Below are 25,565 nucleotides of genomic sequence, written 5' to 3' on the forward strand. Positions count from 1 at the left end.
CGCGTCAGCGCAGCGCGAGGACGGCGAGCGCCAGCAGCAGCGCGGCTTCGACCAGTTCGATGCCGGCGCCATGGGCGTCCCCGGAAATGCCGCCGATGCGGTGGCGCAGCCAGAGCAGCCAGCCGCCGATCGCCGGCACCGCGAGCGCATAGCCTGGAGCAAGCAGCAGTGCGGCGGCGAGCAGCAAGGCGCCCCAGACGACCAGGTCGACCGTCCGCACCGCGCTGCTGAAGCGCGATCCCAGCCCGGCGTGGAGCGGCGGCAGCCAGCGCGCCCAGATCAGCGGGCCGATCCGTGCCGCCGCGGCGAGCGTCGGCAGCAACGCCAAGGCGCCGGCTTCGACGATTGCATGAAGCAGCACCAGCTTGGCGAGCAATTGCACCACGATCGCGACAACGCCGAAGCTGCCGATGTGCGGATCGCCCAGCACGGCGAGCAGTTTCTCCCGCCGCGCTGCCGGATCGGCCAGCTTGTGCGCGGCGGCGGTGGCATCGGTGAGGTCGCCGAGACCGTCGAGGTGGAGCGCGCCGGTCACCAGCACCCACGCGGCGAGCGCGGCAGCGGCACCGACCCACGGATCGACCAGTGCGCCCAGCCAACCGGCGCCCGCGACGATCGCGCCGACGACGAGGCCGGCGGCTGGGAACCAGCGGATGGATGCGGCGAAGCGATCGGCGTCGGCAGCGACACGCGGCATCGGCAGCCGGGTGAGGAATTGCAGCGCGAGGATCAGCCCGGTCATGCGCCGGACGACGCGACACCCGCCTCGGCGAAGGTCGCCATCTGCGCATGCGCGGCGAGCGCGGCGCGGACGATGCCGGCGGCGACGGCGGCACCGCTGGCTTCGCCCAATCGCATATCGAGCATCAGCAGCGGCATGAGGCCGAGCCGGTCGAGCAGGCGGCCATGGCCGGGTTCGGCGGAGCGGTGGCCGGCAAGGCAATGCGCGGTGATCGTCGGCACCGCGGCGGCGAGCGGTGCGACCGCGGAGCAGCAGATGAAGCCGTCGAGCAGCACCGGCACGCGCTGATGGCGCGCGGCGATGACCGCGCCGGCGATCGCGGCGATCTCTCGCCCGCCCACCCGGCGCAACGTCTCGAACGGCGTCAGCGGCGCATCGGCGTGGACGGCGATGGCGCGGCCGATGACCGCCGCCTTGTGCGCGAGCGCGGCGCCGGTGACGCCGGTGCCGGGCCCGACCCAGTCGAGCGCGCTGCCGCCGAAGCTGCGGGCGGCGAGGGCGGCGGCGGCTGTGGAATTGGCGATGCCCATCTCACCCAGCACGAGCAGGTCGATCCCCGGCTCGACCGCGGCCGCGCCCGCCGACAGCGCGTCGAGGCATTCTGCCTCGCTCATCGCCGGGGCGCGTGTGAAATCCTGTGTCGGCTGGTCGAGCAGCAGCGGCACGACCTTGAGGTCGAGCCCGGCCGCGCCCGACAGCGCGTTGATCGCGGCGCCGCCGCCCTCGAAATTGGCAACCATCTGCGCGGTCACCGCCGGCGGGAAGGCGCTGACGCCCTGTGCCGCCACGCCGTGATTGCCCGCGAACACCGTGACCCGGCCGCGATCGATCCGCGGCACCGCGCGGCCCTGCCACCCAGCGACGAACAGCGCGATCTCCTCCAGCCGGCCGAGCGAGCCCGGCGGCTTGGTGAGTTGGCCCTGCCGCGCGCGGGCGGCGGCGATGGCGCCCTCATCGGCGGCGGGCAATCTGGCGAGCGCGGCGTCGAACGCGGCGAGATCGGGGAAATGCATCATCCCGCGACATATCCGGCGGGTGGCACCCGCACAATGAAATGGCCTTTCACGCCCTCGGGCCAGTCGCGATAGGGCACCTGACCCTCGGCACTGGCTGCGTGGTGGACGGCATAATCGAGGATCGCCTGCGCAGAGGCCGCATCCGGCGTGAAGCGGCCCATCACATAGCCGATCCGCCCCGGCGCGCGCAGATGCACCGCGCAGGGGGCGCTGCACGCGAACAGGCAGGGCATGTCCTGCACCGCGATCCCGGCATAGCGGGCGTCGCCGGCCTGCACCTCGCGCAGCGCCGCGGCGAGGCGGGCGCCGCCGGTGACGCCCGCCGCATCCGTCCGCGCGTCGGGCGCGTGACGGCAGGTGCTGCAGACGACCACGGCGGGCCCATCCTCGACGCGTTGGAGCATCGCCTCAGCCCGCTGCGAGTCGCCGGCGCGGCGCCGGCATGCCGAGCGCAATCAGCCCGTGATAGAGCGCGACCAAGCCCAGCAGGATCGCGCCGTTGCGAACGAACTGGCGCGCCACCACCATCGGCGCCAGCGCGTCGCCGCCGCCCAGCGCGATGGACCACAGCATCACCACCAGCTTGAACGCGGCAAAGCCCGCGACATAGGCGGCCACGAGGCGCAGCACGGTCGACCGACCGACACCCTCCGCCGCCCAGCGCGCGACGCCGAGGGAGACGAGCGCGGCGCTCGCCAGCCCCGGCATCCATGCCAAGGTCGCGGCGTCATGCGGATAGCCGAGCAGGCCGAAGCCGACGATCTGGCTCGCCGCCCAGCAGGCGATCATCAGCCCGGCGCCGTCGCGCGCGCCGAGATGGACGGCGGCGATCGCCGCCAGCGCCGGGAAGGGCGTGGCGCAGGCGAAGACGAGGGTGGTGACGGTGCTCGCTGCGGTGAGCAGCGCGACCCAGAGCAGGGCCGCGCCGGAGGCCGGGGCGGCCATCAGAACCGCCCCCGGATGCCGGCATAGATGCTGCGGCCGAGCGTGCCGTAGCGATTGACCGTCATATACTCCTCGTCGAGCAGGTTCTCGGCACGCGCGAACAGCTTGACGCCATCGGACAATGCATATTCGGCGCGCAGGTCGACCAGCACATAATCGTCGAGCCGGGTGCTGTTGGAGGCGTTGTCGAAGCTCTTGCCGGCATAGCGCAGCGCGGCGCCGGTGGTCAGCCCGAAGCCCCATTCATAGCTGATCGAGCCGTTGGCGGTGTGCCGCGGGCGGCGCGGCAGCCAGTTGCCGAAGGTGGAGGCGCCCTCGGAACGATCCTCGGCGACCGTCCAGCTATAATTGCCGTCGATGATCAGCCCTTCGACCGGGCGGATTGCCGCCTGCGCCTCGATGCCATGCGCCTCGGCGCGCGCCACGTTAAGGTAATAGCCGAAGCGCGGCGCACCACTGCCCGGGGTGACGCACAGCGGGTCGGTCGAGGTCGGGAAGGCGCAGCTCGCGAAGATGATCTGGTCGGTTGTGGTCCGATCGAAATAGGTCGCACCAACGCTGACCACGCCATCGAACAGCTTCTGCTCGACGCCGGCTTCCCAGCCATGCGCCTGCTCCGGATTGAGCGCAGCGTTCCCATATTCGGAGAAGAGCTGGTAGAGCGTTGGCGCCTTGAAGCCCTCGCCATAGCTGGCGCGCAGGGTCGTGCCGGTGGAGAGCGCCCACACGCCGCCGGCCGCGAACAAGGTCTTGCCGCCGGCGCGGTTGTGGTCGTCATGGCGCACTCCGCCGTTCAACGTCAGCCCCTCGATCGGCGAGACGCTGAGCTGGGCATAGACGCCGGTCAGTTCCGAACGGCCGCGCGTCGGCTCGGGCACCGGCACCGAGAGCGCGCTGGAGGGCGAGACGCTGCGGAACTTCGCACGCTCATTCTCCACGCCAAACAGCGCGGTAATGCTGTCGGTGAAGGCGAAGCTGCCCTGATATTCGAGGCGGCGGTTGGAACCCGCGGCGTCGAAGGTGCGCGCGCGCTCAAGCTGCGGATTGAAATTGTCGCGGTTGGTGTCGGTATAGCCATAGGCGAAGCGGTTGCGGAAACGGCCGCCCAGCAGGTCGACGTTCAGGCCGGCATAGCCGACGAATTCCTTGTTGAGGCTATATTCGGGGGTGTCGCCGCTGAACCCGTCGATGTCGACGCGGCCCGACGAATAATAGCCGCGCAGGTCGGCGGTGACGCCCTCGGTGATCGCGATCTCGACGCGGCCGCTGGCGCCGCGATTGGTATAGCCGTCACGTTCGGTGCCGGCGGCAAGCGCCGAGATGCCATCGGTGGTGAAGGCATGGCCGCCGACGCGCCATGTTACCGGACCGGTCTTGCCGCCCAGCGCGGCGCGGCCACTGACGGTATCGCGCGACCCCGCCTCGACGTCGAAGCTGCCTTCCAGTTCCTTCTGCGGCAGCGGAGTGACGACGTTGACCACGCCGCCGATCGCCTGGCTGCCCCACAGGATCGACTGCGGCCCGCGCAGCACCTCGATGCGCGAGGCGTCACCCACCAGCAGGTTGGCGAAGTTGTAGCCGCCGCCGGTCGACGAGGGGTCGTTGAGCTTGACGCCGTCGATCACCACCACGGTCTGGTCGGCTTCGGCGCCGCGAATGCGCAGCGAGGTGGCGGTGCCATAGCCGCCGTTGCGGGAAAGGCTGACACCAGGCGTGCGCAGCAGTAGTTCGGAGGCGCCGAGATCCTGCGCGCGGTCGATCGCCGCCTTGTCGAGCACGGTCACCGAGGCGGGTACGCGATCGATCGTGGTCGCGGCGCGGGTGGCGGTGACGATGATCGCGTCGCTGCCGGCTTCGGCGGCGGGCACGCTGACCGCGGCGGCATCGGGCGAGGGCGCTTCCTGCGCCAGCGCGGCGCCGGCGGAAAGCAACGGAAGCAGAGAAATATAACGGAACATCGAGCGGTAACCCCTTTGACAGAGGCCTGCCCGCGACGGCGCTGCCGCCTGCCTGTCGCATGACGGCAACCCCGCCGCGCACGCGGCCGGTTGCTGTCGTCGCTCGGGTCTTTCACCCCGTCCGCCCGGCACACCCTGTCCGCGCGAAGGACGACGGCGACGGGCAGGTCTCCTGGCTCGCGGGTCGATGCCGCTCCGGCCGCCTTCTCGGGATGGATCCCAATGGCATATGGTCGGATGGCTCGCCGCTTACAGTTGCAGGGGCAGCCGGGGTTTTGCACCCCATTCCCTTTTCACCCCGTCTCCGGGGCACCTGTCGCTGGCGGCGCCTTAGGTGGGGTGGGGCGGGGCGTCAATCGCGCAAGACGTGAAAGGGCTGCTGCCGCGCTCCCTCGCCCCTGTGGGGAGAGGGCCGGGGAGAGGGGCTGTCGCGCCGAGCGCAGAGCCTTGTCTGGTTTGCGCCGGAGCAAAGCCACTGGGCTTGTACGCCTGGCGCGACTGCCCCTCTCCCCAACCCTCTCCCCCGAGGGGAGAGGGGGCTAGATGCGCGTCGTCGGGATCACCAGCGGCTCCGCGCCCGAGCCATCGATCGTCGCGGCGATGCCGTAGACATCGCGCAGCGCGTCGGGGGTCAGCACCGCCATCGGCGGGCCATCCGCGACCAGCCGGCCCTGGTCGAGCAGCAGCAGCCGGTCGCAATAGCGCGCGGCCATGGTGAGATCGTGCAGCACCACGATCACCAGCGCGCCGGCGCGGGCTTCGCGGCGGAGCAAGGTCATCACGTCGATCTGGTGGCCGGGGTCCAGGGCCGCAAGCGGCTCGTCTGCGACCAGCCCGGCGGCTTCCACCGCGAGCGCGCGGGCGAGGAGGACGCGGGCGCGTTCGCCGCCGGAAAGCTCGGTGGCGACGCGGCCGGCGAGGTGAGCGACGTCGGCGCGTTCCATCGCGCGTGCGATGGCCTCCGCGTCCGCCGCGCCGATGCCGGACATCGGTGCGAGGTGAGGCAGCCGGCCGAGGGCGACCAGTCGCTCGACCGCGATCGGCCAATGGACCGTCTGGCCCTGCGGCAGATAGGCGAGCCGGCGGGCGATGGTCGCGCGACCGAGGCGCGGCACCGGCACGCCGTCGACCAGCGCTTCGCCGCCGGTCGGCTTGAGCAGCCCCAGCATCGTGCGCAGCAAGGTGGATTTGCCCGCGCCATTGGGGCCGATGATGCCGACCAGCGCGCCCGGCTGCAGCACCGCCGACACGTCATGGACGACGCCCCGCCCGCCGAGCGCGGCGGAGACGCGATCGAGCGTGACCGTCACCATAGCCGGCCACCCCGCATCAGATGCGCAAGGAACACGGGCACGCCGAGGAAGGCGGTGACCACGCCGAGCTTGAGTTCGTTCGAAGCCGGGATCAGCCGCACCGCGATATCGGCGCCCGCCAGCAGCACCGCGCCTGCGAGCATCGAAGGCAGCAAGATCGCCGACGGGCTGCGATCGGTGAAGGGGCGGACAAGGTGCGGCACGATCAGGCCGACGAAACCGATCGCACCGGAGACGGCGACCGCGCCGCCGACGCCGATCGCGACGCCGAGCAGCAGGCGCAGCCGGGTGCGGCCGAGATCGAAGCCGAGCGCACGGGCGCCGTCCTCACCCAAGGTCAGCGCATCGAGCGCGCGCCCGTCGACGAACAGCAGCGCCGCGCCGATGAGGATGCAGGGCAATGCGACGATAACATGGTCGTAGGAGCGGTTCTCGATCGATCCCAGCAGCCAGGTCATGATCTCCATCGCCGCGAACGGATTGGGCGAGAGGTTGAGCGCGAGGCTGATGCCCGCGCCCGCCAAGGTCGAAACCGCGATGCCGGCGAGGATCAAGGTCAGCGGGCTCTCGTTCGCGCCGGCGAGCAGAAAGAGGAGGAGCAGCGATCCGAGCCCGCAGCCGATCGCGAGCAGCGGCAACAGGCTGGGGTGCAGCCCGGCGATGCCGAAATAGATCGCGCAGACCGCACCCAGCGCGGCGGCGTTGGAGACGCCGAGCACCGAGGGTTCGGCGAGCGGGTTGCGTAGATAGCCCTGCAGCGCCGCACCGGCGAGCCCGAGCATCGCGCCGACCGCGAGGCCGAGGATGGTGCGCGGCAGGCGCAGGTCGAACAGGATCGCGCTGGCGATGCGATCGCCATGGCCGGTGAGCGCGGCGAACAGCCGCGCCGGCGCGATGGCGACGCTGCCGAGCATCAGCGACGCGATGGCGCTCGCCAGCACGAGCAGCGCCAGCCCGGCGATCAGCGCTGGGCGGCGTATGGCGATCGATGCTGCCGTCACTGGAATGCTCGTCTCCGCCCCGCTTGCCAGCCCGCCCCGCGGCGCTATGCCATGCCGCTTATGGGTCTGCCACGCCGTCTTCGCTTGTCGCTCGTCGTCGGGATGCCCCTGATGGCGCTCGCGCTTGGCACCATGGCGGCCGCGCCGCAAGATGCCGCCGCGAAGCGGGCGCACGGATCGGCTCCTCGCCGCATCGTGTCGCTCAATCTCTGCGCGGACCAGTATCTGCTGGCGCTGGCCGATCGCGACCAGATCGTCGGGCTGACGCGCAATGCGCGCGATCCGGAGATGTCGGCGGCGGCTGGCCGCGTCGGATCGCTGCACGTGATGGGTGATTCGACCGAAGAGGTGCTGGCGCTCGATCCCGACCTGATCGTCGGCGTGCCCGCCGGCCGCGCCGACAAGCTCGCAGCGCTCTCGGGCCGCAGCTACCGCATCGTCGAACTGGGTCCGGACGCCAGCTACGCGGACATCGTCGCGCAGACTCGGCTGGTCGCGGCGGCGGTCGGCCATCCCGAACGCGGCGAGGCGCTGATCCGGCGAATGGACGCCGAACTGGCGAAGATCGGCAAGACCGGTGCGGGGGCGGTGGCCGCCTATTACCAGCGGCGCGGCTATATGACCGGCACCGGCACATTGGTCGACGAGCTGATGACGCGGGTCGGGCTGGTCAACCTCGCCGCGCGACTGGGCAAGCCGCCGCTGTCACAGGTGTCGCTGGAGGAGATGGTGGCGGCGCGGCCGGACTTCCTCATCATGGAAAGTGCGACCGAGCATGTCGTCGATCAGGGGACGGAGATGCTCCACCATCCGGCGCTGGCGGAGATCGAGCGGGTCTATGTGCCGCAGGCGTGGACGGTGTGCGGTGGGCCTGCCTATGTCTGGGCGGCGCGGATGCTGGCGGAGCAGGTGCGGCGGTAAAGGTGCAGGGGGCTTAAGGTGACAAAGGTTACAGTGGATTCGCTAAGCATTCACCGCCCGCGCGCCTCGATCTCGCGCGCCAGCGGGTCGATCATCTCCTTCGGGATGCGCCGTGCGATCATCGCCATCGTGTCGCGCGGCTGGGTCGATTCCACCGCCTTTTCGTCCGCATGCCAACGGTGCAGGCGGCCTGCGACATAGCTGGCCTTCTGCCCGGCGAGCCGCGGCGCCTTGCCGTTGTCACGGTCATGGCACTGCGCACAGGCGGGAAGTTCGATGCTGCGGTTTCCTTGGGCGAACATGCGCGCCGCGGCGCCATCGGTTACGGCAGCCTGCCGGCGCGGCAGACCCGGCAGCGCGGCGAAATGCTCGGCGAGGCGCTGACGATCAGCCGGGGAAAGGCGTGCGGCGGCGTTGCCCATCACCGCGGATGCGCGGCGGCCGCTGGCGTAATCGTCGAGCGCGCGGCGTAGGGCCGTCACGCTCTGGCCCCCGAGGATCGGCGTGTCGGGGCCGCCACGGCCGCGACCGTCCACGCCATGGCAGCCGGTGCAGGTCGCGATCAACGGGTCGGAGCCGGTCTCGGCCGGATCGCGGGTCAGTGCGCGATAGCGTTGAGGTGACATCGTTGGCAACGCGCGGACAAAGGCGGTCATGCGGCGCACCTCGTCATCCCGCTCCTCGGCCGCCCAGCCAGGCATGCCGGTGAACTTCACGCCGTGCTTGATGATCCAGAAATGTTCGCCGGCGGTCCATTTGTCGGGATGCTGACCGAGATCGGGTGCCGGCGGCGTCGCGGCCTGCATCACCGGAAGCGGTGCGATGCCCGGTGCGCCGTGGCAGGCGACGCAGCTCTGGTCGAACAGGCCGGCGGCGGAGACGAGGCCACTGGCATCGACCGGCTGCTTCTCGCCCTCGATCCGGCTCCAGGTGGCAGCCGAATTCTGCATCACCCAATGCAGGAACCAGTCGGTGATCGCCCAGTGGCCGCTGGACGCGGCGACGTTGAACAGACCGGACCAGGCGAAGGCCATGCCGGCTACGGCGGCGACGATGAGGCCGAGCACCCCCCGTTTGAGCGTGATCTTCATGGCCGTTCTTCCCGTCGGGCAAGCAATGTCGCGAGCATTGCGAGGCCGCCCACCAAATAGCTGCCGGTACCGACCACCAGCATGACGACTCCGCCAAGCTGCTGATCCTCCAGGGGGGCGAGCCCGTGAATCGCGTGGTGCTGCGGATAGAGCGGCTGCGGTGCGAGGCCGATCAGCACGCCGAGCAAGGTCATGTGCATCGAGGTGAGCAGCAGCGCGCCGACACCGGCGGCGCGACGTTCCGGCACGCCGCTGCCGGCGGCGCCCAGCACCGCGCTCCACAGCGCAAGGCCGGCGAGGAGGAAGCTGATCTGCTCGACCGCCAGCCCCGCCGGATGCTGCGCGAGCCGCCGCGCGATGGGCAGGTGCCAGCCCCAGACCACGACCAACTCGACAAGCGAGGCACCGAGCGGGCGCAGCCACTGCCAGCGCGCGGCCGGATCGAAGCGCCCGCCGCGAAGCCCGAGCGCGATGAATGGTGCTGCGACCGCCACGCTCAGCATGTGCGCGGTCATATGGCCAACCATGCCGATGTGCGCGGCGGCAGTGGTCCAGGCGCCGACCACCAGCACCGCACCGCAGCCGAGCAGGAGCCCACGCATCAGCGACAATCCTGCAGAAAGATCACCGGCAACGCGGTGAACAGGATCGCGATGAAGCTGAGCCCGGCGAGCAATTCGGTCGACTTGGCGAGGAAGCGGAGGCGCGCCTCTTCCGTACCGCGATCGTGCGGCGGCGGATCGTCCGCAATCTTTTCCTGCCAGCGCGCGATGATCCCCGAGCCGGTGACGAGGATCAGCGCGACCAGCGTCACCCCGGCCACGATCCAGTGATAGCTGAAGAAGGACAGGTCGAACGCGCCCTTCGCGCACATCGTGGCGGCAAGGATGTAGCAGAACAGGAAGTGCGCGGCCCACACCGTGGGCGGCACGATCAGCGTCCACAAGGTGATGCGCAGGTTGCGCGCGCGATCCGGCAACTTCATCAGGCAGCCCCCGGAAACAGGCCGATCGTGCACAGCGAGACCAGCGCGGTGAACGCCATGAAATGCTGGTAGAGCGCGATGTTGTGGAGGTCGCCGTCGTGGCTGGGCGTCACCCGCCCGGCGAGGCTGCTGGCAAGCCCATAAAGCTGCATGATCAAGCCGACACCGGCGTGCATCGCCGTCCAGATCGCGATCACCCAGACGATCGCGGGATAGACATGCGCGACCGGATCGAGCCCATTCACCCATGGCCCGGCGAGCGTGGTGGCGCCCCCGGCCATGCTGGCGAGCGCGGCGAAGACGAGGAGCAGGCGCGACAGCCGGATGTGCCCGCGGGCGTTGGTGTTGCGCGCGCCGATCGTCGCCACCCAGCCGGCGAGCAGCAGCGCGAGCGCCGCCATCGTCCAGCCCGCACCCGGATGACCGAGTTCGGCGGGTGGGAAATCCGGGTGGACCGTCCAGTAGAAGAAATAGCCGAAGATCAGGCTGGCGAAGGCGGTGGCATCCGCCATCATCGTGATGAACATCGCCCACCAGCCCGACGAGGCCGGGCCCGAGGTATAGAGCGGCAGCGAGATGCCGTGGCCGATCGATTTTTCGGGCTTCTCCGGAAATTCGCCCGTGCCCGTCCACAGCCAATAGAGGATCGCGCCCAACGTCAGCACGCCGCCGATCAAAGCCGACCAATAGAGGTGATAGGTGGTGAGGATGAACACGCTGCCGAGCAGAACCGCGGTGATCATCGGCACGACGCTGGGGCCAGCGAGGCGGGCCACCTGCAGCGGACGCGCATCGAGCACGGTGGTGATGATCGTCTCGCGCCGGCCTTCCTCGGCGTCGGGCAGGAAATAGCGGCCCTCGTCGACATTCTTGACGAAGTTCGGCTGGTCCCACAGAGGGTAGCGCTTCTCGATCAGCGGGATCGAGCGGACGCCCCAATTCTCGTCTTCCGGCTTCACCAGCCATTCGAGGGTCCCGGCGTTCCACGGATTGCGCTGGGCCTTGGGGCGCCAGGGCGAACGGCAGAGATCGAGCACCAGCACCACCACGCCCGACGCGAACAGATAGGCGCCGATCGTGGAGGCGAGGTTGAGCCCGCCGAGGCCGAGTTCGGCCGGATAGGTGAACACGCGTCGCGGCATGCCCATCAGCCCGGTGAAGTGCATCGGGAAGAAGGTGATGTTGGCGCCGGCGAACATCATCCAGAAGGCGATGCGGCCCATCCGGTCGCTCAGTTTCTTGCCGGTGATCAGCGGCCAATAATAATAAAGGCCGCCGAACAGCGGCAGCAAGGTGCCGCCGATCAGCACGTAGTGAAGGTGGGCGACGACGAAATAGGTGTCGTGCGCCTGCCAGTCGAACGGCGCGACCGCGACCATCACCCCGGTCAGCCCGCCGATCACGAAGATCGCCAGAGCGCCGACGGCGTAGAGCAAGGGCGTCGACCATACCACCCGGCCCGCCCACAAGGTTGCGATGAACACGAAGATCTGCACGCCGGTGGGGATCGCGACCGCTTCGGACGCCGCCGAGAAGAAGCCCAGGCTGATGTTGGGCAGGCCGGTGGTGAACATGTGATGCACCCACAGCCCGAAGCTGAGGAAGCCGGTGCCCACCGCCGCCAGCACGATCCACGGATAGCCGAGCAGATGGCGGCGCGCGAACGTCGGGATCATCATCGCGAACAGCGCGATCGAAGGCAGGAAGACGATGTAGACCTCAGGATGGCCGAAGATCCAGAACAGGTGCTGCCACAGCAGCGGATCGCCGCCGCGCGCGGCATCGAAGAAGGGCCAGTCGAGCAGCCGCTCCATCTCGAACAGGATGTCCCCCGCGATCAGCGGCGGGAACGCGAACAGGATCATCACCGCGACGACGAGGATATACCAGGCGTAGAGCGGCATCAGGTTCAGCCGCATGCCCGGCGGACGGCATTTGAGCACGCCGACGATCAGTTCCACCGCGGCGGCGACCGAAGACACCTCGATGAAGGACAAGCCGAGCATCCAGATGTCCGCGCCGATGCCCGACAGCTTGGGATCGGTGGTGAGCGGCGGATACATGAACCAGCCGCCATCGGGCGCGGCATCGAAGAAGATCGAGCCGGAGACGAACACGCCGCCGATCAGGAAGCTCCAGTAGCCAAAGGCGGAGAGGCGCGGGAAGGGCAGGTCGCGCGCGCCGAGCAGCTGCGGCAGCAGCAGGATCGAGACCGCCTCGAACATCGGCACCGCGAACAGGAACATCATCATCGAGCCGTGCAGCGTGAAGAGCTGGTTGAAGGTCGATGCCGAAACGAGATCATTGTCGGGCGTCGCGAGCTGCGCGCGCATGATGAGCGCGAGCACACCGGCGAACAGCATGAAGCCGAACGCGGTTAGCGTGTACCAGGCGCCGACGCTGTTGTTGTTGGTGTCCGTCCAGTAGAAGAAGATGCCCTTGGGCGCCTCCCACACCTTGCGCAGGCGGTCTTCCTGCGCGGCGCGAACGGCGGGATCGTCCTGGTCGGGGGCGTGGAGATCGGCGGCCTTCATCAGCGCAGCTCCAGCAGCGCGCGGGCGATCAGACGGGCGTCTTGATCGGTCATGTCGGGGGCAGAGGGCATTCGCGCTCCGGGCTTGATTGCAGCAGGATCGCGGATGAAGCCTGCGATGGCATCCTCGGTCATCGGCAGCACGCCGGCGGCCAAGGTGCGGCGGCTGCCCAGCCCGGCGAGGCTGGGGCCGATGCTGTCGAGCGTATCCGTGGGCGAGAGGGTGTGGCAGCTTCGACAGCCATGCCGGTCGAACAACGCGAGGCCGGGCGAGGGGGCGGGCGGCGTCGCGGCCCGGCGCCCCGCGAGCCAGCGGTCGAAGGCGGGGGCGGGCATCACCACCACGTCGAACGCCATCAGTGCGTGGCTGAGACCGCAGAATTCGGCGCAGACGCCGCGATAGGTGCCGGGCTTCTCCGCCTTCACCACCAGCCGGTTGGTGCGGCCGGGCAGCATATCCATCTTGCCGGCGAGGCCAGGGATCCAGAAGCTGTGGAGCACGTCCTGCGCGGTCAGCTCGAACACCACCGTCCGTCCGGCGGGCAGGCGGATCTCGTTGGCGGTGGTGAACGGCGGCGCGGCACCGGCCTGATAGGTGACGTGCCACCAGAACTGGCGCCCATCGACGGCGACCTTGAGGTCGCCCGGCGTCGTCGCCATCGGCCGCATCGCGGGCAGCGCGAACAGCAGCAATATGCCAAGCAGCACGGCGGGCAGCACCGCGCCAAGCCACAGCACAACGCGCATGCCCTGATGGTGGGTGAGACTGTGTTCAGGCTGCCGCATCGCATGAACGGTCAGCAGCGCAACGCATGTGAAGATGATGGCAGCGCCGATTGCGAGCACCCAGGTGATATCCAGGATGCTGTCGGCACCGACGCCGAAAGGCGAGAGAGCGGATTGTTCGCTCGCGCAGGCGGACAGGATCAGGCAGGCAGGTACGAACAAATCTCGATGAACGCCGATCCCCAACACACTGCCCCCGTTGCGCGACCCTTGGCGATCACAATGCATGCAGGGGCGGAACGATCCGTAATTTTGCGTTGCGCAATGCGCAGAGGGGCTTCCGGCGATGCTCGCCCTCCAGCGATCCGCGCAACTGTTTTCAACAATGGCAACCTGATCCGCATTCGGGCCGTTTAGGCCGGCGTGCCCGACGCCTTAGATATTCCCATCTTCATGGAGAACTGCCTCCGCCCGCTGTTCGCAAGGATCGACGCGTGATGGTCACATACCCAAGTATATCCTAGACCATTGTTTACTTTCCTTATGCGCCGGCCTTCGCGCAGATAGTGGCCTGATCCGGATACGCCGGATCGAATTTCGGAGGCCCGTCATGTTCGCGCCCAATGCCGCCGCCGGTTCGACGCTGCCCGGGCTAACGCTGGTCGAGGAAATCGGCCACAGGGTGATCAACGAATATGCCGAAGCGATCGGCAGCCTGTCGATCGCCGCGTCGGCCGCGCAGGGCGCCGCTGCAAACGCCGCGCTGGAGCGCGCTGCAGATCGACTGCGGGAGCATGCCGATGCGCATCGATCGCTGCTGCCGCCGCGCACCGCCGGCGAACTCAACCTTGCCGATTATCTCGGTGGCATCTGCAATGCTTATGCCCGTGCAACCCTGGCGCAGCGCGGCGTGCATCTTCATCTGCATTTCGTGACCGTCGATCCGGTACTGCCGGCACGCCGCTGCTGGCTGATCGGCCTCGTCGTCGCCGAACTTGTGCGCAATGCCGCGCGGCACGGGCTGCGCGGGCGCAGCGGGCAGATCCGCGTCCATATCGGCCGCGGGCAGGGCGTGCTGACCTGCGTCGTCAGTGACGATGGCGCGGCGAGCGCCAATGCCAAGCCGGGGCGCGGGCAGGGTGTGATCCGCGCGCTCGTCGCCGAACTCGGCGGTCTCGTTGAATGGGCGTTCACCGGCCAGGGAACGACCGCGGTCGTGCAGCTACCGGATTTCGATCAATAAGCGCGACCGGCGCGGCACCCAGCTTCAGCGCGCGCGTTCGCGGATCAACTCCAGCACGCCCGCCGGCACTGCCGCCGCGCCGCGGCCGGCGGGTGGCCATTTCCCTTCCAGCGCCAGCGCGCGGATCGCGCGGGGGGTGGGGAAGGGCTCCGGCCAGTTGAGTGCCGCCACCTTGGCGCGCAGGCGCTTTTGCGCAGCGGCCTCGGCATCGTCGTCGGTCAGCATTTCGGTGACCGTCGCGGTGGCGAGGTTGGCGCCGCCTGAGTCGATCGCCCAGGGATCGGCGCCGCGCTCAATCAGCCGCTCGGCAATGCGGAAGCGTTCCATGTCGAGCGCGACGTGCAGCGGGCGGCGGCCGGTGCGGTCGGCGATGTCGGGATCGGTGCCGGCATCGAGCAGCAACTCGACCCCGGCGATCGAATTAAGCCCGATCGCGGTGCGCAGCGGCAGCATCGGCGCGCCCTTGGGTTCCGGCGCGGCGCCGGCCGCCAGCAGGCGGGTGGTGAACCACGGATCGCGTGCGCGCAACGCGAGCGTCAAGGGCAGGCCACTGGCATCGGTGCCGTCGAGCGGGGCGCCGGCGGCGATGAGCAGGTCGAGCGCTTCGCGTTCGCAACTCGCCACGCCCAGCGACAGCATGTCCGCACCCTTGCCCAGCGGCAGCCGCGCAAGCGCCGGATCGGCGGCGAGCAGGCGGCGGACCGCCGGCACGTCCGCCGCAGCCAGCGCGTCGACCAGTTGCTTGGCGCTCTCGCCGACGCCGGGCTGCGCCAGCGCCGCATCCGGTGCAGGCAATTCGGTGCCCGGCGCGAAGCATTGCGTGCGCGCGTCGGCGGCGCAGCCCGTCATCAGCAGCGCGCCGACGAGGACGAGCGGGGCGGGGTGGGGCACATCGCGCACTCCGGCTTGGGATTATGCCGGGGCAATGCTCAATCCAGCGCCGCGGTTCCCGCCAGCACCCAATCCATGCCGTGGCGATCGATCGGGTTGAGCCCGTCGAAGAAGCCCTTGCCCTCGGGGCGGACATTGGGAAGCGTGTGGTGCGTGCCATAGGCCTCGGGAGCGTCGGCGGCGAGCGCGCCGCCAATTCCGCCGATGCCGCCGCCGAATATGCCGCCAACGATCCCTCCGATCGCACGATCCCCGCCTTCCTGCAGCATTGTCAGCATCTCGCCCGGGACATGATAGGCCTGCACGGTCGAGACGCCGCGATCGTTGGCGGCGGCGATGCCGCGCGCCGCATTGAGCGTGTTCTGCGAGAGGCCGGCGGCATTGAACGTATCCGCCTCACGCCCGCTGGCGACTGCGGCCGCGGACGCGAGGCCGCCACCCAGCGAGTGGCCGGTGAAGGTCACCGCCTCGTCGCTGCGCGCGATCGAGCGGCCGATCTCCAGCGCCTTGGCATAACTTTCGGAATTGAGCCCCAGCGCCTGTTCGACATTGTTGCGCCAGTCTTCGCCCGTCTGCGAGCCGCGGAAGGCGACGACATATTGCGTCTCGCCGCCCTCTTCGGTGGCATAGACGCGGGCCCGGAAGCTGGAGCCGGGCTGTTCGAGCATTTCGGGGGTGATGCCGAGCTTGTCGAGTTCCTCGGCGGAGGCGACGCGATAGCCATCCGGCGGGGTCGGTTCGGCACGATAGACATCGTCGGCGAGCATCGCATTGGTCTGCGCGCGATCGGTGAGCGAGACGTCATTGGCGGCAGCCGCCTGGACGCTGGTCGAGGGCGCGGCGACGGTGGGGCTCCACCAGCCAGCGATATCGTTCGCCGGCGTGGGCGGTGACGCGACTGCGGACGAGGCCGCGAAGGATTGCGGTTCTGTGGACCGGACGGCTTCGACCATCGCCTTACTCCCTTATGAGATGGCGAAAATTTACGCCTGGGGGGCGAGGCGGCCCATAATCGGTTCGATTAGATTGACCGCCGCACCTAGTCGGTCCGATTATTCAGCGGGCGGCGGAATGAGCGTACCCCATTGCCAAGCATCAAGGAGGGTTCGCACCGTGACTCGCATCTCCGCCGCAGAGAGCAGCCAGTCGGCCTCGCTCCAGGGCTCGAACGATTATCGTGTCCAGTCGGGCGATACGCTTTCGGATATCGCGCAGGATCATGGCGTGTCGCTCGACGCGCTGATCGCCGCCAATCCACAGATCAGCAATCCCAACCTGATCCGGCCGGGCGAGGTCGTTTCGATCCCCGAAGGCGGCACCGCCGCGCAGAGCTACACGGTGAAGAGCGGCGATACGCTGTCCGACATCGCCGCGCGCTTCGGCACCGATTGGCAGACGATCGCGCGGCAGAACGGGCTGGATAATCCCAACCTGATCTTCCCCGGCCAGCAACTCGCGATCGGTGGCAGCGGCGTGGGTGGCGGCGGATCGGTGGACGGCCCCGGCGGCGTCGATGGTCCTTCGGGTGCGACGGGCGGCGGCACGCCCAACGTCTATGATGTCGCGCGGCAGTATCTCGGCCGCAACGCTACCGACCTCAAGCGCGACACCAGCGACGACCTGCCGATGAACGCCAATGTGCCTTCCAACGTGTGCTGCGCGAACTTCGTGTCGGGCGTGCTGATCGAGGCCGGGGTGATGCCGGCGAACTTGCGCACCGACTCGGTGGCGCAGCTCAACACCAATCTGCGCGGTGCCGGCTGGACGCAGGTCGACCCGGCACAGGCGAAGCCGGGTGACGTTGTCATCATCCGAGGCGGCGGGGTTTCGCACACCGAAATCTATGCGGGCAATGGCCGCATGATCGGCTCGAACAACGTCAATGCCGACGGCACCCAGCGCATCTCGGAAAACAATCTCTCGTGGGCGCTCGATCATGGTGCGGTGATCCTCCGCGCGCCGGGCGGCGAGAATAACGGCAGCGCGCCGGCGGAAGGGCCGCAGCGCACGGAAGGCGCAGCACCCACAGGGGATGGCACGCGCGCCCAGCGCATCGACCAGGCGATCGCCTATTTCGAGGGCCAGGGCTGGACCCGCGCGCAGGCGGTGGGGATCGTCGCCAACCTCGACGCCGAAAGCGGCATGGATCCCAACATCAACCAGATCGGCGGCGGCCCCGGCTACGGCCTCGCCCAGTGGGAAAACCCACGCCAGGCCGACTTCCGCGAATGGGCCGGCAAGGATATCCGCCAGTCGACCTTCGGCGAACAGCTCAGATTCATCCAGTGGGAGCTGACCAACACCGAGGCGGGAGCCGGCCGGGCACTGCGCGGTGCGGATGATCCGGGCGAGGCGGCCTCGATCGTGACCACCCGCTATGAGCGGCCTGCCGACAGCGCGGGCGAGGCGGTCCGCCGCGCCGAGCGCGCGCGCGACATCTGGAACAATTGACCGCGTCCGTCGCTGAACCGGCATGACAAGGTTCACCATCCTGCTCGCGCCGGCGCTGCTGATTGCGGCGCCGGCACTGCTGATTGCGGCGCCGGCACCGGCGCAAAAGCCCGAGGTGGTGCGCTGCGCGGTTGACGAGAAACCGCCAATCGGCTGCCGCATGCAGGTGACGACGCAGAAGGGTGTGCGCGACCTGCGCTTCGATGTCGGCGGCAGGCAGATCCGCTTCGTCGGCCGCGCGCAGGGCGGCTGGTGGTCGGGCAAGCTGGACGGCAAGCCGGCGATGGGCTTCGAGCGCAACCGAGGGCATGTCGTGTTCAGCACGACCGATCTGACGCGGACCTTTGCATGGTTCTATCCGGCGGAAGAGCACGGCACCTATTGAGCGCATTTAGTGCTCAGCGCGTCATTCAATCGCGCCCCTCAGCCGAAAACGCGAACAACTCCTCGGGCGCACCATATTTCGCTGCCCAGCCTTCCCACGCGACGTCGGTCGGCCCGATCGCAGCCTCCACAACGCGCCAGCCGCGCTCGGTCTTGCGGAGCAGCGCGGCATAGCTTTTCGAAACGAGGCCCTGGCGCGCGGCTTCGGCCTTGCGCGTGCCGCTATAGTCGAAGGGTTGACCGCCCTGTTGCTGCATGTCGGCGAACAGGAAGGCCCATTCGCCCTCGCGCTTCAACTGGCGGACGGCGAAGAGGGGCGGCTTGCCCAGTTCTTCCGCCACAGGAATACGCGCAGCGTCGAGGATCGCGCTGCGATCGGCGGTGTCGACGAGGTGAGTGCTTGCCACGGCGACGATCATCCCTGTCCAGAACATCCGAAGGTTATGCCTATCCAGCTTGTGCCGGATATTCAAACGCGGTCCCATGCCGGAGCGTTCCGCCGTTTCATGCTTGCGACCAGTCGCGCCGTCTCGCGAACAGAGTGCAGTTGCACTAAGATCATATTGTCATAATAGAATATATCTTCGGCGGAACATCAGAGACAACCTGCCGATCATAAATATATATTGGCGATAAATAGAATATTTTGTGCAATTCTTATTGTCATAATCTGTGATCAGTTCTAATCATGAGTCGATAATCATGATCCCAGCGGAGGGCGGCGTGGCGGAATCGAACGAGATTGCAGTGCAGATGCGGGATGCGCTTCGGCGTCTTGCCAAGGCGGTGGTGGTGATCACCGTCCGCCATGAGGGGCGGCGCTTTGCGATGGCCGCGACGGCGGTGAGCGAACTGAGCATGGATCCGCCCTCGCTGCTAATCTGCGTGAACCGCACCGCCTCGCTCTATACGCCTCTGGCGGCGGGTGCGGATTTCTGCGTCAACATCCTGCACAGCTCGCACGAGACGATCTCGGCGGCGTGCAGCGGCAAGCTGAAGGGCGAGGCGCGGTTCGAACAGGGGCGGTGGGCGGAGAGCGAACTGGGTCTGCCCTATCTTGAGGACGCACAAGCCAGCTTCGTCTGCCGCAACGCCCAGCAGGTCGATTATGGTACGCACGGCATCTTTATTGGCGCGGTGGCCGAGGTGATGAACCACGGTCCGGTCGACCCGCTGGTCTATGTCGACGGTCGCTACACGGTGGTCAGCGCCGCCGCCTGAGTACCGGTCATGCGCGGTCGCCGGCCGCGCATGACCGGCCACGCCGGCGCGGTTCATTCCGCCGGCTCGAACCAGGTGATCAGGTGGCTGATGTCGTGGCGTTGCTCGCGGCGTCGGCCCACCTTGCCGAGGTGGCGCACAGTGACCTTCTGCTCGGGGCGGAGCGGCTCCACCACCTCCATGATCCGATCATATTCGGTGCGCGCGATCTTCCACTGGCCGTCGACGCGGCGATAGCGGTCGCGATAGAGCGCGGTGCCGCTGGTGATGTCGTTGCGCTCGAACGATATGAAGACATCTTCGAGATACCAGAGGCCTTCGGCCTCGTCGTCGCCCAGCAGCTTGATCTCGGGCATGCTGCCCTGGTGCATCGCCACCGCATCGGCATGGAAGCTGTTCATCAGGAAATCGACCATCTCGGCACGCCCCGCGAGGCGGACAAGATAACCACCGCCGCGATACTCGACCGTGACATCGTCGGTGAACAAGCCGTCGAGCAGCGCTTCGTCGGCAGTGTCGATGCCACGATAATAGCGGTGCTTGAGCGTGCGGATGTCCTCGAAATCCGAGAGCTGCTGCAGCGTGTAGGGCATGATCCTCTCCATTATGCGTATCTGAACAGGCTATATAGATACGCATAATGCGCTTCAATGCCGTTCTGACCGCTAGTCCGTGAAGTTCGTCCCGCTGCTGAGGGCGCGATTCGCGTCGATCGCGGTCATGATCTCCGCCATCCGTCCGGTGATCGCGGCCAGCGCATCGGGACCCGCGATCAATTGGCGCGGGGGCTTTTCCATCTCCGCGACAGCGACAACGAGCTTGGCCAGCTTTAGCGGATCACCCTGCTGCCGCCCGTCGACCGAGCGAACCAGCGACATTCTTTCGTGGGTCGCCTGATAGTCGGCAATGCCACCTTCGCCGCTCTGGAGCGAGCGCCCGGAGAAGTCGGTGCGAAACATGCCCGGCGCGATCGAGCAGACGCGAATGCCGAAGGCTTCCACCTCGCGAGACAGTGCCTCGCTGATCGCCTCCAGCGCGAATTTAGAGCTGGAATAATAGCCGGTGGCCGGATTGCTGATCCGCCCGGCGAGCGACGAGATGGTGAGGATCGCCCCCGCACCCCGCGCGCGCATGGCCGGCAGCACCGCCTTCATCATCCTGAGCGCGCCGAACAGATTGACCTCGAACATAGCCTTGATCGCAGCTTCGTCGCCCTCTTCGATCGAGGAGACATAGCCGTAGCCGGCATTGTTCACGAGGATGTCGATGGCGCCGAAATGCGCCTCCGCCGCCGCGACCGCCGCGGTCACCTGCGCCGGATCGGCGACGTCGAGCGCGAGCGCTAGCGCACGATTGGGATATGCGGCGACGATGTCGGCGACGTCGGCGGGATTGCGTGCGGTGACCGCCGCGGCGTCGCCGATGGCGAGAACATGTTCAGCAATGGCGCGCCCGATGCCGGTCGAGCAGCCGGTGATCAGCCAAGTCCGCATCGCGCTCACTCCGCGATCCGCCAGAGATAGGACGGTGCGCGGTCGGCGAGTTGGCGCTGCCTTTCCTCCGGCGTAACGCGCCTGGTGTCGGCAGGCAGTGCGGCGCCGAGATCGGCGAGCTTCACGACGCGGCTGGTCGCGCCGAAGCCGTCGCTGGGGCGGCCGTCGGCGAATTCGGCCCAGCGCAAGGTCAGCAGCCCTTCCGGCATGTCGCAGGGGTCCAGCCAGTTCCAAACGCCGGGATCCTGCCGCGAGACGACATAGGTCAGCCGGTCCGGCGCATCGCGCACCGATTGGGTGAGATTGAGACTGGAGGTGCGGTGGACGATCTCGTTGGTCGTGCCCCAGATGTTGGTGATCGGCGCGAGGAAATATCCGGCACCGCCCAGTCCAACCTCGATCACCAGCGCCTCATCGTCGGCCAGGTCGAAGTGGCCCATGATGTAGATCTGGTTGCGCAGCGCGCCGTCGCTGTCGCGATCGATGGTGAAATCGAAGCCGTTTGCGGGCCGCGTCGTGGCCTGTGCGTTCCAGCGCATCGTGTTGTCGACGTTGCGGATCAGCATCGCCTGCGCGTCGGCCACCTTCTGGTCGAAGCTGCGTTCGGGCGTTTTCGGCGGCCCACCCAAGCGCTCGATCGACAGTTCGTTGGGGCGTTCCTGCGCCCAGTCCGCGATCACGTCGCGGATGTAGAATTCCACGGCCTCGGAGGCGGAACGGATATGGTTGGCGCGATCGCCCTTCTCGTCGGCGTCGACGAAGATCTCGAAGCGGCCCTCATCATCGAGCACTAGGCTCTTGCCGTCGAGCACGTCGACCGTGCCCATATGCGCATTCCACAAGGTGAAATAATTCTCGGTCAGCCGCGGATCGGGCACGCGGCCGCGGATCACATAGCGCTCGGCACCGTCGATCGGAATGACGCGATAGACCGAGTCGGGATTGTCGAGCCCCCAGCGCGAGCCCGGCACGTCGAGATCGCCAAGCCGATGCGGGATGCGGGTGATGGTCACCACCGCGGGGCGCTGCGCATCGGTGTTGAGCGACCAGATGATCGCGCCGAACACCACCTCCGGAAAGGCCCATTCGAACGCGCCGCGCATCGCGGGGGAGGGAGCAGCCTTGTCCAGCCAGTAGCGGCGCCGGTCTTCGATGGTTTCCTGCATGCGTGGATCGGCGAGGACGGCCAAGGCCTCTCGTTCGAAGCGAGCCTGGTCGGGCGTGGCGATGGGGTTCAAGCGCATATCCTCTCGTTTTGCTGCAGGCTAATGCGTAGAGATGGTGGCGCAATCCCTACGCATGTGGCGATACGGACAGGCTTGCGCTAAAGTGACGCGGACGGAAGGGGAGCAATTGGCATGGACGGCGCTTATCGGGTGACGGTCGAACTGTCGCTGGCGCAGCTCCGGCTCGAGCAACTCCATCAGGAGGGCAGCGGGCCGTTCGAGCGCTGCCATCGCGTCGATGCGCCGTCGCTCGTCTACCTGCCCGGCAGTCCGGACCGCGCCGCATTCGGCTGCTTCGGCGAGCCGCGCTCGCACCGCAGCTTCGCGCCGTTCGGGCAGGCGGTGGTGGTGCCGGCACATGTGCCGCTCCACGTTCGCTCTGGGGGCTTCGGGCCGCGCGAGATGATCGTCATGCGGTTCGATGAGGGGCGCTTCGGTGCGCTCACCGGCATCGGCGCGGCGCCGGATGCGGGCGATCTCGCCGCCTGCGTCGATGTGCGCGCAGCCGGGGTGGCGGCGGCGATGGACCGGCTCGCGGTCGAGATGGCGCGGCCGGGCATCGCGCGCGAAACCATCGTTGCTGGGCTTGGTCTGGTCGTGCTCGGCGAACTGGCGCGCCATTTCGAGACGGTGCGCAGCGCCGCGCGGGGACGGGGGATGCTGGCGGAATGGCAGGTCCGCCGGATCGAGGCGCGGCTGGCGGATGGCGATCGGCCACCGCCCGATGTCGGCGAACTCGCGGCGCTGTGCGGCATCGGCCGGCGCCATCTGATGCGGGCGTGGAAGGCGACGACCGGCGGTACGGTGATGGAGCGGGTGGAGCAGGCCATGTTCGCCCGCGCGCGCGATCTGCTGGCGGCAGACCGGCTGCCGGTGAAAAGCATTGCCGGCGCCTGCGGTTTCATGGGCCAGGGCGCTTTCGCCACCGCCTTCCGCCGCCGTTTCGGCATGACCCCCAGCGCATGGCGCGCACGGGTGCGGGCCGGGGCGCTGAACTGATCGCAATCAGCGCGGCGGGCGGAGGATGCAGCGGAAGCCGATATGGCTGGTGGCGCTGTCGATCGTTTGCGCATGGCGCGCCGCCGGGCGGTAGCGCCGGCAATAGTTGGCGGCGCAGAGATGCGATCCGCCCTTCAGCACCTTGCGGCCGATCGGCTTGCCGGGCAGCCGGCGGTCGATACTGCCGCGCAAGCTGCCGCCGCGCGGATCGGGGATCGCGCAGCACGGGCTCTTGCGGTGGCTCTTGCCGGTCAGCGCTTTGGGCTCCGCATACCAGTCCGCCGTCCATTCCCAGACATTGCCGATGATGTCGTGCAGCCCGAAACCGTTGGCCGGATAGGCGCCCACCGGGGTGGTGCGATAGTCGCCGCCGGGGCGCTGGTTGGCGAAGGGAAACAGGCCGCGCCAGTAATTAGCAAGGATCCGGCCCTCGGGCTCCAGTTCATCACCCCAGGCATAGTCGGCATCGTCCAGCCCGCCGCGCGCGGCGAATTCCCATTCCGCCTCGGTGGGCAGCGCCTTGCCCGCCCAGTGCGCATAGGCCTCAGCATCGGCATGCGCGATGTGGACGACGGGGTGATCGAGCAGCGCCTCGATGCCGGTGTCCGGCCCCGCGGGGTGGCGCCAGTCGGCACCCTCGACGAGCGACCACCATTGACCATGATCGTGAAGGGCCACCGGCGCCGGCGTCCGCTGGAAGACGAGCGACGCCGGCGCGGCATGTTCTGGCAGCAGCCCCGGATAGTTGCGCGGGTCGGGAGCGATCTCGGCGACGGTGCGATAGCCGGTGGCGTCGACGAAAGCGGCGAACTGCCGGTTGGTCACCGGCGTCTCGTCGATCCAGAAGCCATCGACGCGCACCCGCCGGCTCGGCCGTTCCTCATCGTAGAAGCGATCCGAGCCCATGGTGAACGCGCCACCCGGAATCAGGCGCATGCCGGGTGGCTGAATATTGGTCATGGCTTGGGCAATTGCTGCGCCCATGCCAGCAGGCGCGTCTTCAACCTGTCGCGGATGCGCGGCTGACTGGTGGCGACGTCCTTGGTCTCGTTGGGATCGGCCACCACGTCATAGAGCTGCACGTCGCTGCCATCGGCCTCCGCGAGCAGCTTCCATTGGCCGTCGCGCACGGCGAGGCGCGGCGCGCGATCATGTTCGGGATGCGGCCCGCCGGGTTGCTTCGCCGCGCCGGGCAGCCCGAAAGACCAGAACAGGGCCGGGCGCTTGTCGATCGACTGGCCGCGCAGCACCGGCGAGAGATCGATCCCCGGCGTCGCTGATGCCAGCCTAGTACCGGTGATCGCGGCGAGCGTCGGCAGCAGATCGACAGCCTGGACGACGCTGGTTTCGTCGCGGCGCGGTGCGGCGATGCCCTTGGGCCAAGAAAGGATGAGCGGCTGGCGAATGCCGCCTTCGTACAGGCTGCCCTTGCGCCCGCGCAAGGCGCCGGCGCTGCCAGGCGAGGTCGCGCCATTCTTGTAATAGAGAGCGCGCGCGGTCGGGCCATTGTCCGAGGTGAGGATGATCAGCGTATTGTCGAACTGGCCGCTGTCCTTCAGCCGGTCGACGAGATTGCCGAGCGTGCGGTCCATCTTGAGGATCGAGGCCTGGTAGCGATCGTCATCGGCGTTCGCGCCCTTGCCTTTCACCTCGGCGAGATGCGCCTCGTCCGGCGCCCAGGGATCGTGGACGTCGTTGAGCCAGAGCTGCACGAACCAGGGCTGGTCATGATGCTTCGCCGCGAACTCGAGGGTCTTGGAGGCGTAGAGTTGGGTCAGGTTGGATTTGCGATCGTAGAAGAAGGTGCCGTTGCCCAGCGCTGCCGAGGCGTCCGCCAATTTGCGTTCCTCGTCGGAGACCAGCACGCGCGGGCCCAGCCCCTCGAACGTCGTGAAGCTCTCGTCGAAGCCATAGGCGGTGGGCCAAGGGGCATCGCCGATGTCGCGGCCGCCGCCCATATGCCATTTGCCGAAATGGGCGGTGGCGTAGCCTGCGCCTTTCAGCAGGGACGCGAGGTTCGGCAGCTTGGGATCGAGCCAGTTCGCCTGGCCGAACTGGACGTTGGACGCACGATCGTTGATGAAGGTCACGAAGTTCAGTTCGGCCGGGTAGCGGCCGGTGAAGAAGCCGGCGCGCGAGGGCGAGCAGATCGGCGCAGCGTCATAGAAATGGGTGACGAGCACGCCATCGGTCGCGAGCTTGTCGAGATTGGGCGTCGCGATCTTACGGTTGCCGGTGATCGACAGGTCCGCATAGCCCATGTCGTCGACGAGGATGAACAGGATGTTCGGGCGCTGCGCGGTGACCGGCGCCTGCTGCCGGCCGGCGGGCGCCGGTCCGGTCTGCGCGGCGGCGGTGCCGAGCGGCCCCAGCCCGGCGAGCATGCAGGTGCCGAGCAAGGCAAGGCGGTTCAAGGTGTTGGACAT

At 68.2% G+C, this 25,565-nt stretch carries 26 protein-coding genes and 1 riboswitch; of the genes, 6 read left to right on the plus strand and 20 right to left on the minus strand.

Going from position 1 to position 25,565, the window contains the following annotated elements:
• Window positions 1-4: 4 nt before the first annotated feature.
• The 7 genes from cobS to FHS96_RS03220 form a co-directional block, all read right to left on the minus strand.
• On the minus strand, window positions 5-742 hold the full coding sequence (cobS, locus tag FHS96_RS03190; RefSeq protein ID WP_429587901.1) for an adenosylcobinamide-GDP ribazoletransferase: 738 nt from the start codon (window positions 740-742) through the stop codon (window positions 5-7).
• Window positions 739-1,758 (minus strand): nicotinate-nucleotide--dimethylbenzimidazole phosphoribosyltransferase, encoded by a 1,020-nt coding sequence (gene cobT / locus FHS96_RS03195; protein ID WP_429587902.1) that lies wholly within the window; start codon window positions 1,756-1,758, stop codon window positions 739-741. Before cobT ends, cobS begins: the two co-directional genes overlap by 4 nt.
• The gene (locus tag FHS96_RS03200) at window positions 1,755-2,162 is read right to left on the minus strand and encodes a DUF1636 domain-containing protein (RefSeq protein WP_429587903.1); all 408 of its coding nucleotides are present in this window, start codon (window positions 2,160-2,162) and stop codon (window positions 1,755-1,757) included. Before FHS96_RS03200 ends, cobT begins: the two co-directional genes overlap by 4 nt.
• 4 nt (window positions 2,163-2,166) lie before the next feature.
• A complete protein-coding gene (locus tag FHS96_RS03205; RefSeq protein WP_429587904.1) occupies window positions 2,167-2,703 on the minus strand; it encodes a hypothetical protein in 537 nt (178 codons plus the stop codon).
• The gene (locus FHS96_RS03210; protein ID WP_429587906.1) at window positions 2,703-4,661 is read right to left on the minus strand and encodes a TonB-dependent receptor plug domain-containing protein; all 1,959 of its coding nucleotides are present in this window, start codon (window positions 4,659-4,661) and stop codon (window positions 2,703-2,705) included. Before FHS96_RS03210 ends, FHS96_RS03205 begins: the two co-directional genes overlap by 1 nt.
• Window positions 4,662-4,806: 145 nt before the next feature.
• Window positions 4,807-4,993, minus strand: a riboswitch (cobalamin riboswitch).
• 207 nt (window positions 4,994-5,200) lie between these two features.
• On the minus strand, window positions 5,201-5,974 hold the full coding sequence (locus tag FHS96_RS03215) for an ABC transporter ATP-binding protein (RefSeq protein ID WP_429587907.1): 774 nt from the start codon (window positions 5,972-5,974) through the stop codon (window positions 5,201-5,203).
• Window positions 5,968-6,960, minus strand: a complete 993-nt coding sequence (locus FHS96_RS03220) for a FecCD family ABC transporter permease (RefSeq protein ID WP_429589581.1) — start codon at window positions 6,958-6,960, stop codon at window positions 5,968-5,970. Before FHS96_RS03220 ends, FHS96_RS03215 begins: the two co-directional genes overlap by 7 nt.
• A 117-nt stretch (window positions 6,961-7,077) precedes the next feature.
• On the opposite strand from FHS96_RS03220, the gene FHS96_RS03225 reads away from it, so the two are divergent.
• On the plus strand, window positions 7,078-7,896 hold the full coding sequence (locus FHS96_RS03225; protein ID WP_429589584.1) for an ABC transporter substrate-binding protein: 819 nt from the start codon (window positions 7,078-7,080) through the stop codon (window positions 7,894-7,896).
• Window positions 7,897-7,946: 50 nt separating this feature from the next.
• Here FHS96_RS03225 and FHS96_RS03230 read toward each other — a convergent pair whose 3' ends face one another.
• From FHS96_RS03230 to coxB, 5 genes are read right to left on the minus strand one after another with little or no spacing between them, the layout of a single operon-like run.
• Complete coding sequence (locus FHS96_RS03230; RefSeq protein WP_429587909.1) at window positions 7,947-8,987, minus strand: c-type cytochrome; 1,041 nt, start codon at window positions 8,985-8,987, stop codon at window positions 7,947-7,949.
• The gene (locus FHS96_RS03235; RefSeq protein ID WP_429587911.1) at window positions 8,984-9,589 is read right to left on the minus strand and encodes a cytochrome c oxidase assembly protein; all 606 of its coding nucleotides are present in this window, start codon (window positions 9,587-9,589) and stop codon (window positions 8,984-8,986) included. The genes FHS96_RS03230 and FHS96_RS03235 overlap by 4 nt, the downstream gene beginning before the upstream one ends.
• Window positions 9,589-9,972 (minus strand): hypothetical protein, encoded by a 384-nt coding sequence (locus FHS96_RS03240; RefSeq protein ID WP_429587912.1) that lies wholly within the window; start codon window positions 9,970-9,972, stop codon window positions 9,589-9,591. Before FHS96_RS03240 ends, FHS96_RS03235 begins: the two co-directional genes overlap by 1 nt.
• The gene (gene ctaD, locus FHS96_RS03245) at window positions 9,972-12,506 is read right to left on the minus strand and encodes a cytochrome c oxidase subunit I (protein WP_429587913.1); all 2,535 of its coding nucleotides are present in this window, start codon (window positions 12,504-12,506) and stop codon (window positions 9,972-9,974) included. Before ctaD ends, FHS96_RS03240 begins: the two co-directional genes overlap by 1 nt.
• Complete coding sequence (coxB, locus tag FHS96_RS03250; RefSeq protein ID WP_429587915.1) at window positions 12,506-13,477, minus strand: cytochrome c oxidase subunit II; 972 nt, start codon at window positions 13,475-13,477, stop codon at window positions 12,506-12,508. The genes ctaD and coxB overlap by 1 nt, the downstream gene beginning before the upstream one ends.
• 364 nt (window positions 13,478-13,841) lie before the next feature.
• On the opposite strand from coxB, the gene FHS96_RS03255 reads away from it, so the two are divergent.
• Window positions 13,842-14,474 carry an ATP-binding protein gene (locus FHS96_RS03255; RefSeq protein WP_429587916.1) on the plus strand — a complete coding sequence of 211 codons (633 nt, stop codon included), beginning with the start codon at window positions 13,842-13,844 and terminating at the stop codon, window positions 14,472-14,474.
• Window positions 14,475-14,498: 24 nt separating this feature from the next.
• Here FHS96_RS03255 and FHS96_RS03260 read toward each other — a convergent pair whose 3' ends face one another.
• Both FHS96_RS03260 and FHS96_RS03265 read right to left on the minus strand, forming a co-directional pair.
• Entirely contained in the window at window positions 14,499-15,365 is an 867-nt protein-coding gene (locus FHS96_RS03260; protein WP_429587917.1) for an ankyrin repeat domain-containing protein, read from the minus strand.
• Window positions 15,366-15,403: 38 nt separating this feature from the next.
• A complete protein-coding gene (locus FHS96_RS03265; RefSeq protein WP_429587919.1) occupies window positions 15,404-16,318 on the minus strand; it encodes a Tle-like phospholipase domain-containing protein in 915 nt (304 codons plus the stop codon).
• Between the two features lie 160 nt (window positions 16,319-16,478).
• Between FHS96_RS03265 and FHS96_RS03270 the strand changes: the two genes are divergently transcribed.
• Window positions 16,479-17,816 carry a phage tail tip lysozyme gene (locus FHS96_RS03270; protein ID WP_429587920.1) on the plus strand — a complete coding sequence of 446 codons (1,338 nt, stop codon included), beginning with the start codon at window positions 16,479-16,481 and terminating at the stop codon, window positions 17,814-17,816.
• 22 nt (window positions 17,817-17,838) lie between these two features.
• A complete protein-coding gene (locus FHS96_RS03275; protein ID WP_429587921.1) occupies window positions 17,839-18,201 on the plus strand; it encodes a hypothetical protein in 363 nt (120 codons plus the stop codon).
• Window positions 18,202-18,226: 25 nt separating this feature from the next.
• On the opposite strand, the gene FHS96_RS03280 is transcribed toward FHS96_RS03275, so the two are convergent.
• Window positions 18,227-18,607 (minus strand): hypothetical protein, encoded by a 381-nt coding sequence (locus FHS96_RS03280; RefSeq protein ID WP_429587923.1) that lies wholly within the window; start codon window positions 18,605-18,607, stop codon window positions 18,227-18,229.
• A gap of 295 nt (window positions 18,608-18,902) precedes the next feature.
• Between FHS96_RS03280 and FHS96_RS03285 the strand changes: the two genes are divergently transcribed.
• On the plus strand, window positions 18,903-19,421 hold the full coding sequence (locus tag FHS96_RS03285) for a flavin reductase family protein (RefSeq protein WP_429587924.1): 519 nt from the start codon (window positions 18,903-18,905) through the stop codon (window positions 19,419-19,421).
• A 53-nt stretch (window positions 19,422-19,474) separates the two neighbouring features.
• Here FHS96_RS03285 and FHS96_RS03290 read toward each other — a convergent pair whose 3' ends face one another.
• The 3 genes from FHS96_RS03290 to FHS96_RS03300 all read right to left on the minus strand — a co-directional run bounded on the left by FHS96_RS03290 (window position 19,475) and on the right by FHS96_RS03300 (window position 22,158).
• Entirely contained in the window at window positions 19,475-20,014 is a 540-nt protein-coding gene (locus FHS96_RS03290) for a nuclear transport factor 2 family protein (RefSeq protein ID WP_429587926.1), read from the minus strand.
• Window positions 20,015-20,086: 72 nt separating this feature from the next.
• Complete coding sequence (locus FHS96_RS03295) at window positions 20,087-20,914, minus strand: oxidoreductase (protein ID WP_429587927.1); 828 nt, start codon at window positions 20,912-20,914, stop codon at window positions 20,087-20,089.
• Window positions 20,915-20,919: 5 nt separating this feature from the next.
• Entirely contained in the window at window positions 20,920-22,158 is a 1,239-nt protein-coding gene (locus tag FHS96_RS03300; RefSeq protein ID WP_429587928.1) for a hypothetical protein, read from the minus strand.
• 114 nt (window positions 22,159-22,272) lie between these two features.
• On the opposite strand from FHS96_RS03300, the gene FHS96_RS03305 reads away from it, so the two are divergent.
• Window positions 22,273-23,139: a helix-turn-helix domain-containing protein gene (locus FHS96_RS03305; protein WP_429587929.1), complete on the plus strand. Its 867-nt coding sequence runs from the start codon at window positions 22,273-22,275 to the stop codon at window positions 23,137-23,139.
• A 6-nt stretch (window positions 23,140-23,145) separates the two neighbouring features.
• Here the strand turns inward: FHS96_RS03305 and FHS96_RS03310 are convergent, their stop codons facing one another.
• Together FHS96_RS03310 and FHS96_RS03315 are read right to left on the minus strand one after the other, a co-directional pair.
• The gene (locus tag FHS96_RS03310; RefSeq protein WP_488168721.1) at window positions 23,146-24,099 is read right to left on the minus strand and encodes a formylglycine-generating enzyme family protein; all 954 of its coding nucleotides are present in this window, start codon (window positions 24,097-24,099) and stop codon (window positions 23,146-23,148) included.
• Window positions 24,096-25,565 (minus strand): sulfatase-like hydrolase/transferase, encoded by a 1,470-nt coding sequence (locus FHS96_RS03315; RefSeq protein ID WP_429587931.1) that lies wholly within the window; start codon window positions 25,563-25,565, stop codon window positions 24,096-24,098. The genes FHS96_RS03310 and FHS96_RS03315 overlap by 4 nt, the downstream gene beginning before the upstream one ends.

The organism is Sphingomonas zeicaulis, from assembly GCF_050433225.1.
Taxonomy (GTDB): domain Bacteria; phylum Pseudomonadota; class Alphaproteobacteria; order Sphingomonadales; family Sphingomonadaceae; genus Sphingomonas_D; species Sphingomonas_D zeicaulis.

Bases quoted from the DNA above. Each gene is read 5' to 3' on its own strand.
- cobS (WP_429587901.1), bottom strand. From the start codon at position 742: ATGACCGGGCTGATCCTCGCGCTGCAATTCCTCACCCGGCTGCCGATG.
- cobT (WP_429587902.1), bottom strand. From the start codon at position 1,758: ATGATGCATTTCCCCGATCTCGCCGCGTTCGACGCCGCGCTCGCCAGA.
- FHS96_RS03200 (WP_429587903.1), bottom strand. From the start codon at position 2,162: ATGCTCCAACGCGTCGAGGATGGGCCCGCCGTGGTCGTCTGCAGCACC.
- FHS96_RS03205 (WP_429587904.1), bottom strand. From the start codon at position 2,703: ATGGCCGCCCCGGCCTCCGGCGCGGCCCTGCTCTGGGTCGCGCTGCTC.
- FHS96_RS03210 (WP_429587906.1), bottom strand. From the start codon at position 4,661: ATGTTCCGTTATATTTCTCTGCTTCCGTTGCTTTCCGCCGGCGCCGCG.
- FHS96_RS03215 (WP_429587907.1), bottom strand. From the start codon at position 5,974: ATGGTGACGGTCACGCTCGATCGCGTCTCCGCCGCGCTCGGCGGGCGG.
- FHS96_RS03225 (WP_429589584.1), top strand. From the start codon at position 7,078: ATGCCCCTGATGGCGCTCGCGCTTGGCACCATGGCGGCCGCGCCGCAA.
- FHS96_RS03230 (WP_429587909.1), bottom strand. From the start codon at position 8,987: ATGAAGATCACGCTCAAACGGGGGGTGCTCGGCCTCATCGTCGCCGCC.
- FHS96_RS03235 (WP_429587911.1), bottom strand. From the start codon at position 9,589: ATGCGTGGGCTCCTGCTCGGCTGCGGTGCGGTGCTGGTGGTCGGCGCC.
- FHS96_RS03240 (WP_429587912.1), bottom strand. From the start codon at position 9,972: ATGAAGTTGCCGGATCGCGCGCGCAACCTGCGCATCACCTTGTGGACG.
- ctaD (WP_429587913.1), bottom strand. From the start codon at position 12,506: ATGAAGGCCGCCGATCTCCACGCCCCCGACCAGGACGATCCCGCCGTT.
- FHS96_RS03255 (WP_429587916.1), top strand. From the start codon at position 13,842: ATGTTCGCGCCCAATGCCGCCGCCGGTTCGACGCTGCCCGGGCTAACG.
- FHS96_RS03265 (WP_429587919.1), bottom strand. From the start codon at position 16,318: ATGGTCGAAGCCGTCCGGTCCACAGAACCGCAATCCTTCGCGGCCTCG.
- FHS96_RS03275 (WP_429587921.1), top strand. From the start codon at position 17,839: ATGACAAGGTTCACCATCCTGCTCGCGCCGGCGCTGCTGATTGCGGCG.
- FHS96_RS03285 (WP_429587924.1), top strand. From the start codon at position 18,903: ATGATCCCAGCGGAGGGCGGCGTGGCGGAATCGAACGAGATTGCAGTG.
- FHS96_RS03290 (WP_429587926.1), bottom strand. From the start codon at position 20,014: ATGCCCTACACGCTGCAGCAGCTCTCGGATTTCGAGGACATCCGCACG.
- FHS96_RS03295 (WP_429587927.1), bottom strand. From the start codon at position 20,914: ATGCGGACTTGGCTGATCACCGGCTGCTCGACCGGCATCGGGCGCGCC.
- FHS96_RS03300 (WP_429587928.1), bottom strand. From the start codon at position 22,158: ATGCGCTTGAACCCCATCGCCACGCCCGACCAGGCTCGCTTCGAACGA.
- FHS96_RS03305 (WP_429587929.1), top strand. From the start codon at position 22,273: ATGGACGGCGCTTATCGGGTGACGGTCGAACTGTCGCTGGCGCAGCTC.
- FHS96_RS03310 (WP_488168721.1), bottom strand. From the start codon at position 24,099: ATGACCAATATTCAGCCACCCGGCATGCGCCTGATTCCGGGTGGCGCG.
- FHS96_RS03315 (WP_429587931.1), bottom strand. From the start codon at position 25,565: ATGTCCAACACCTTGAACCGCCTTGCCTTGCTCGGCACCTGCATGCTC.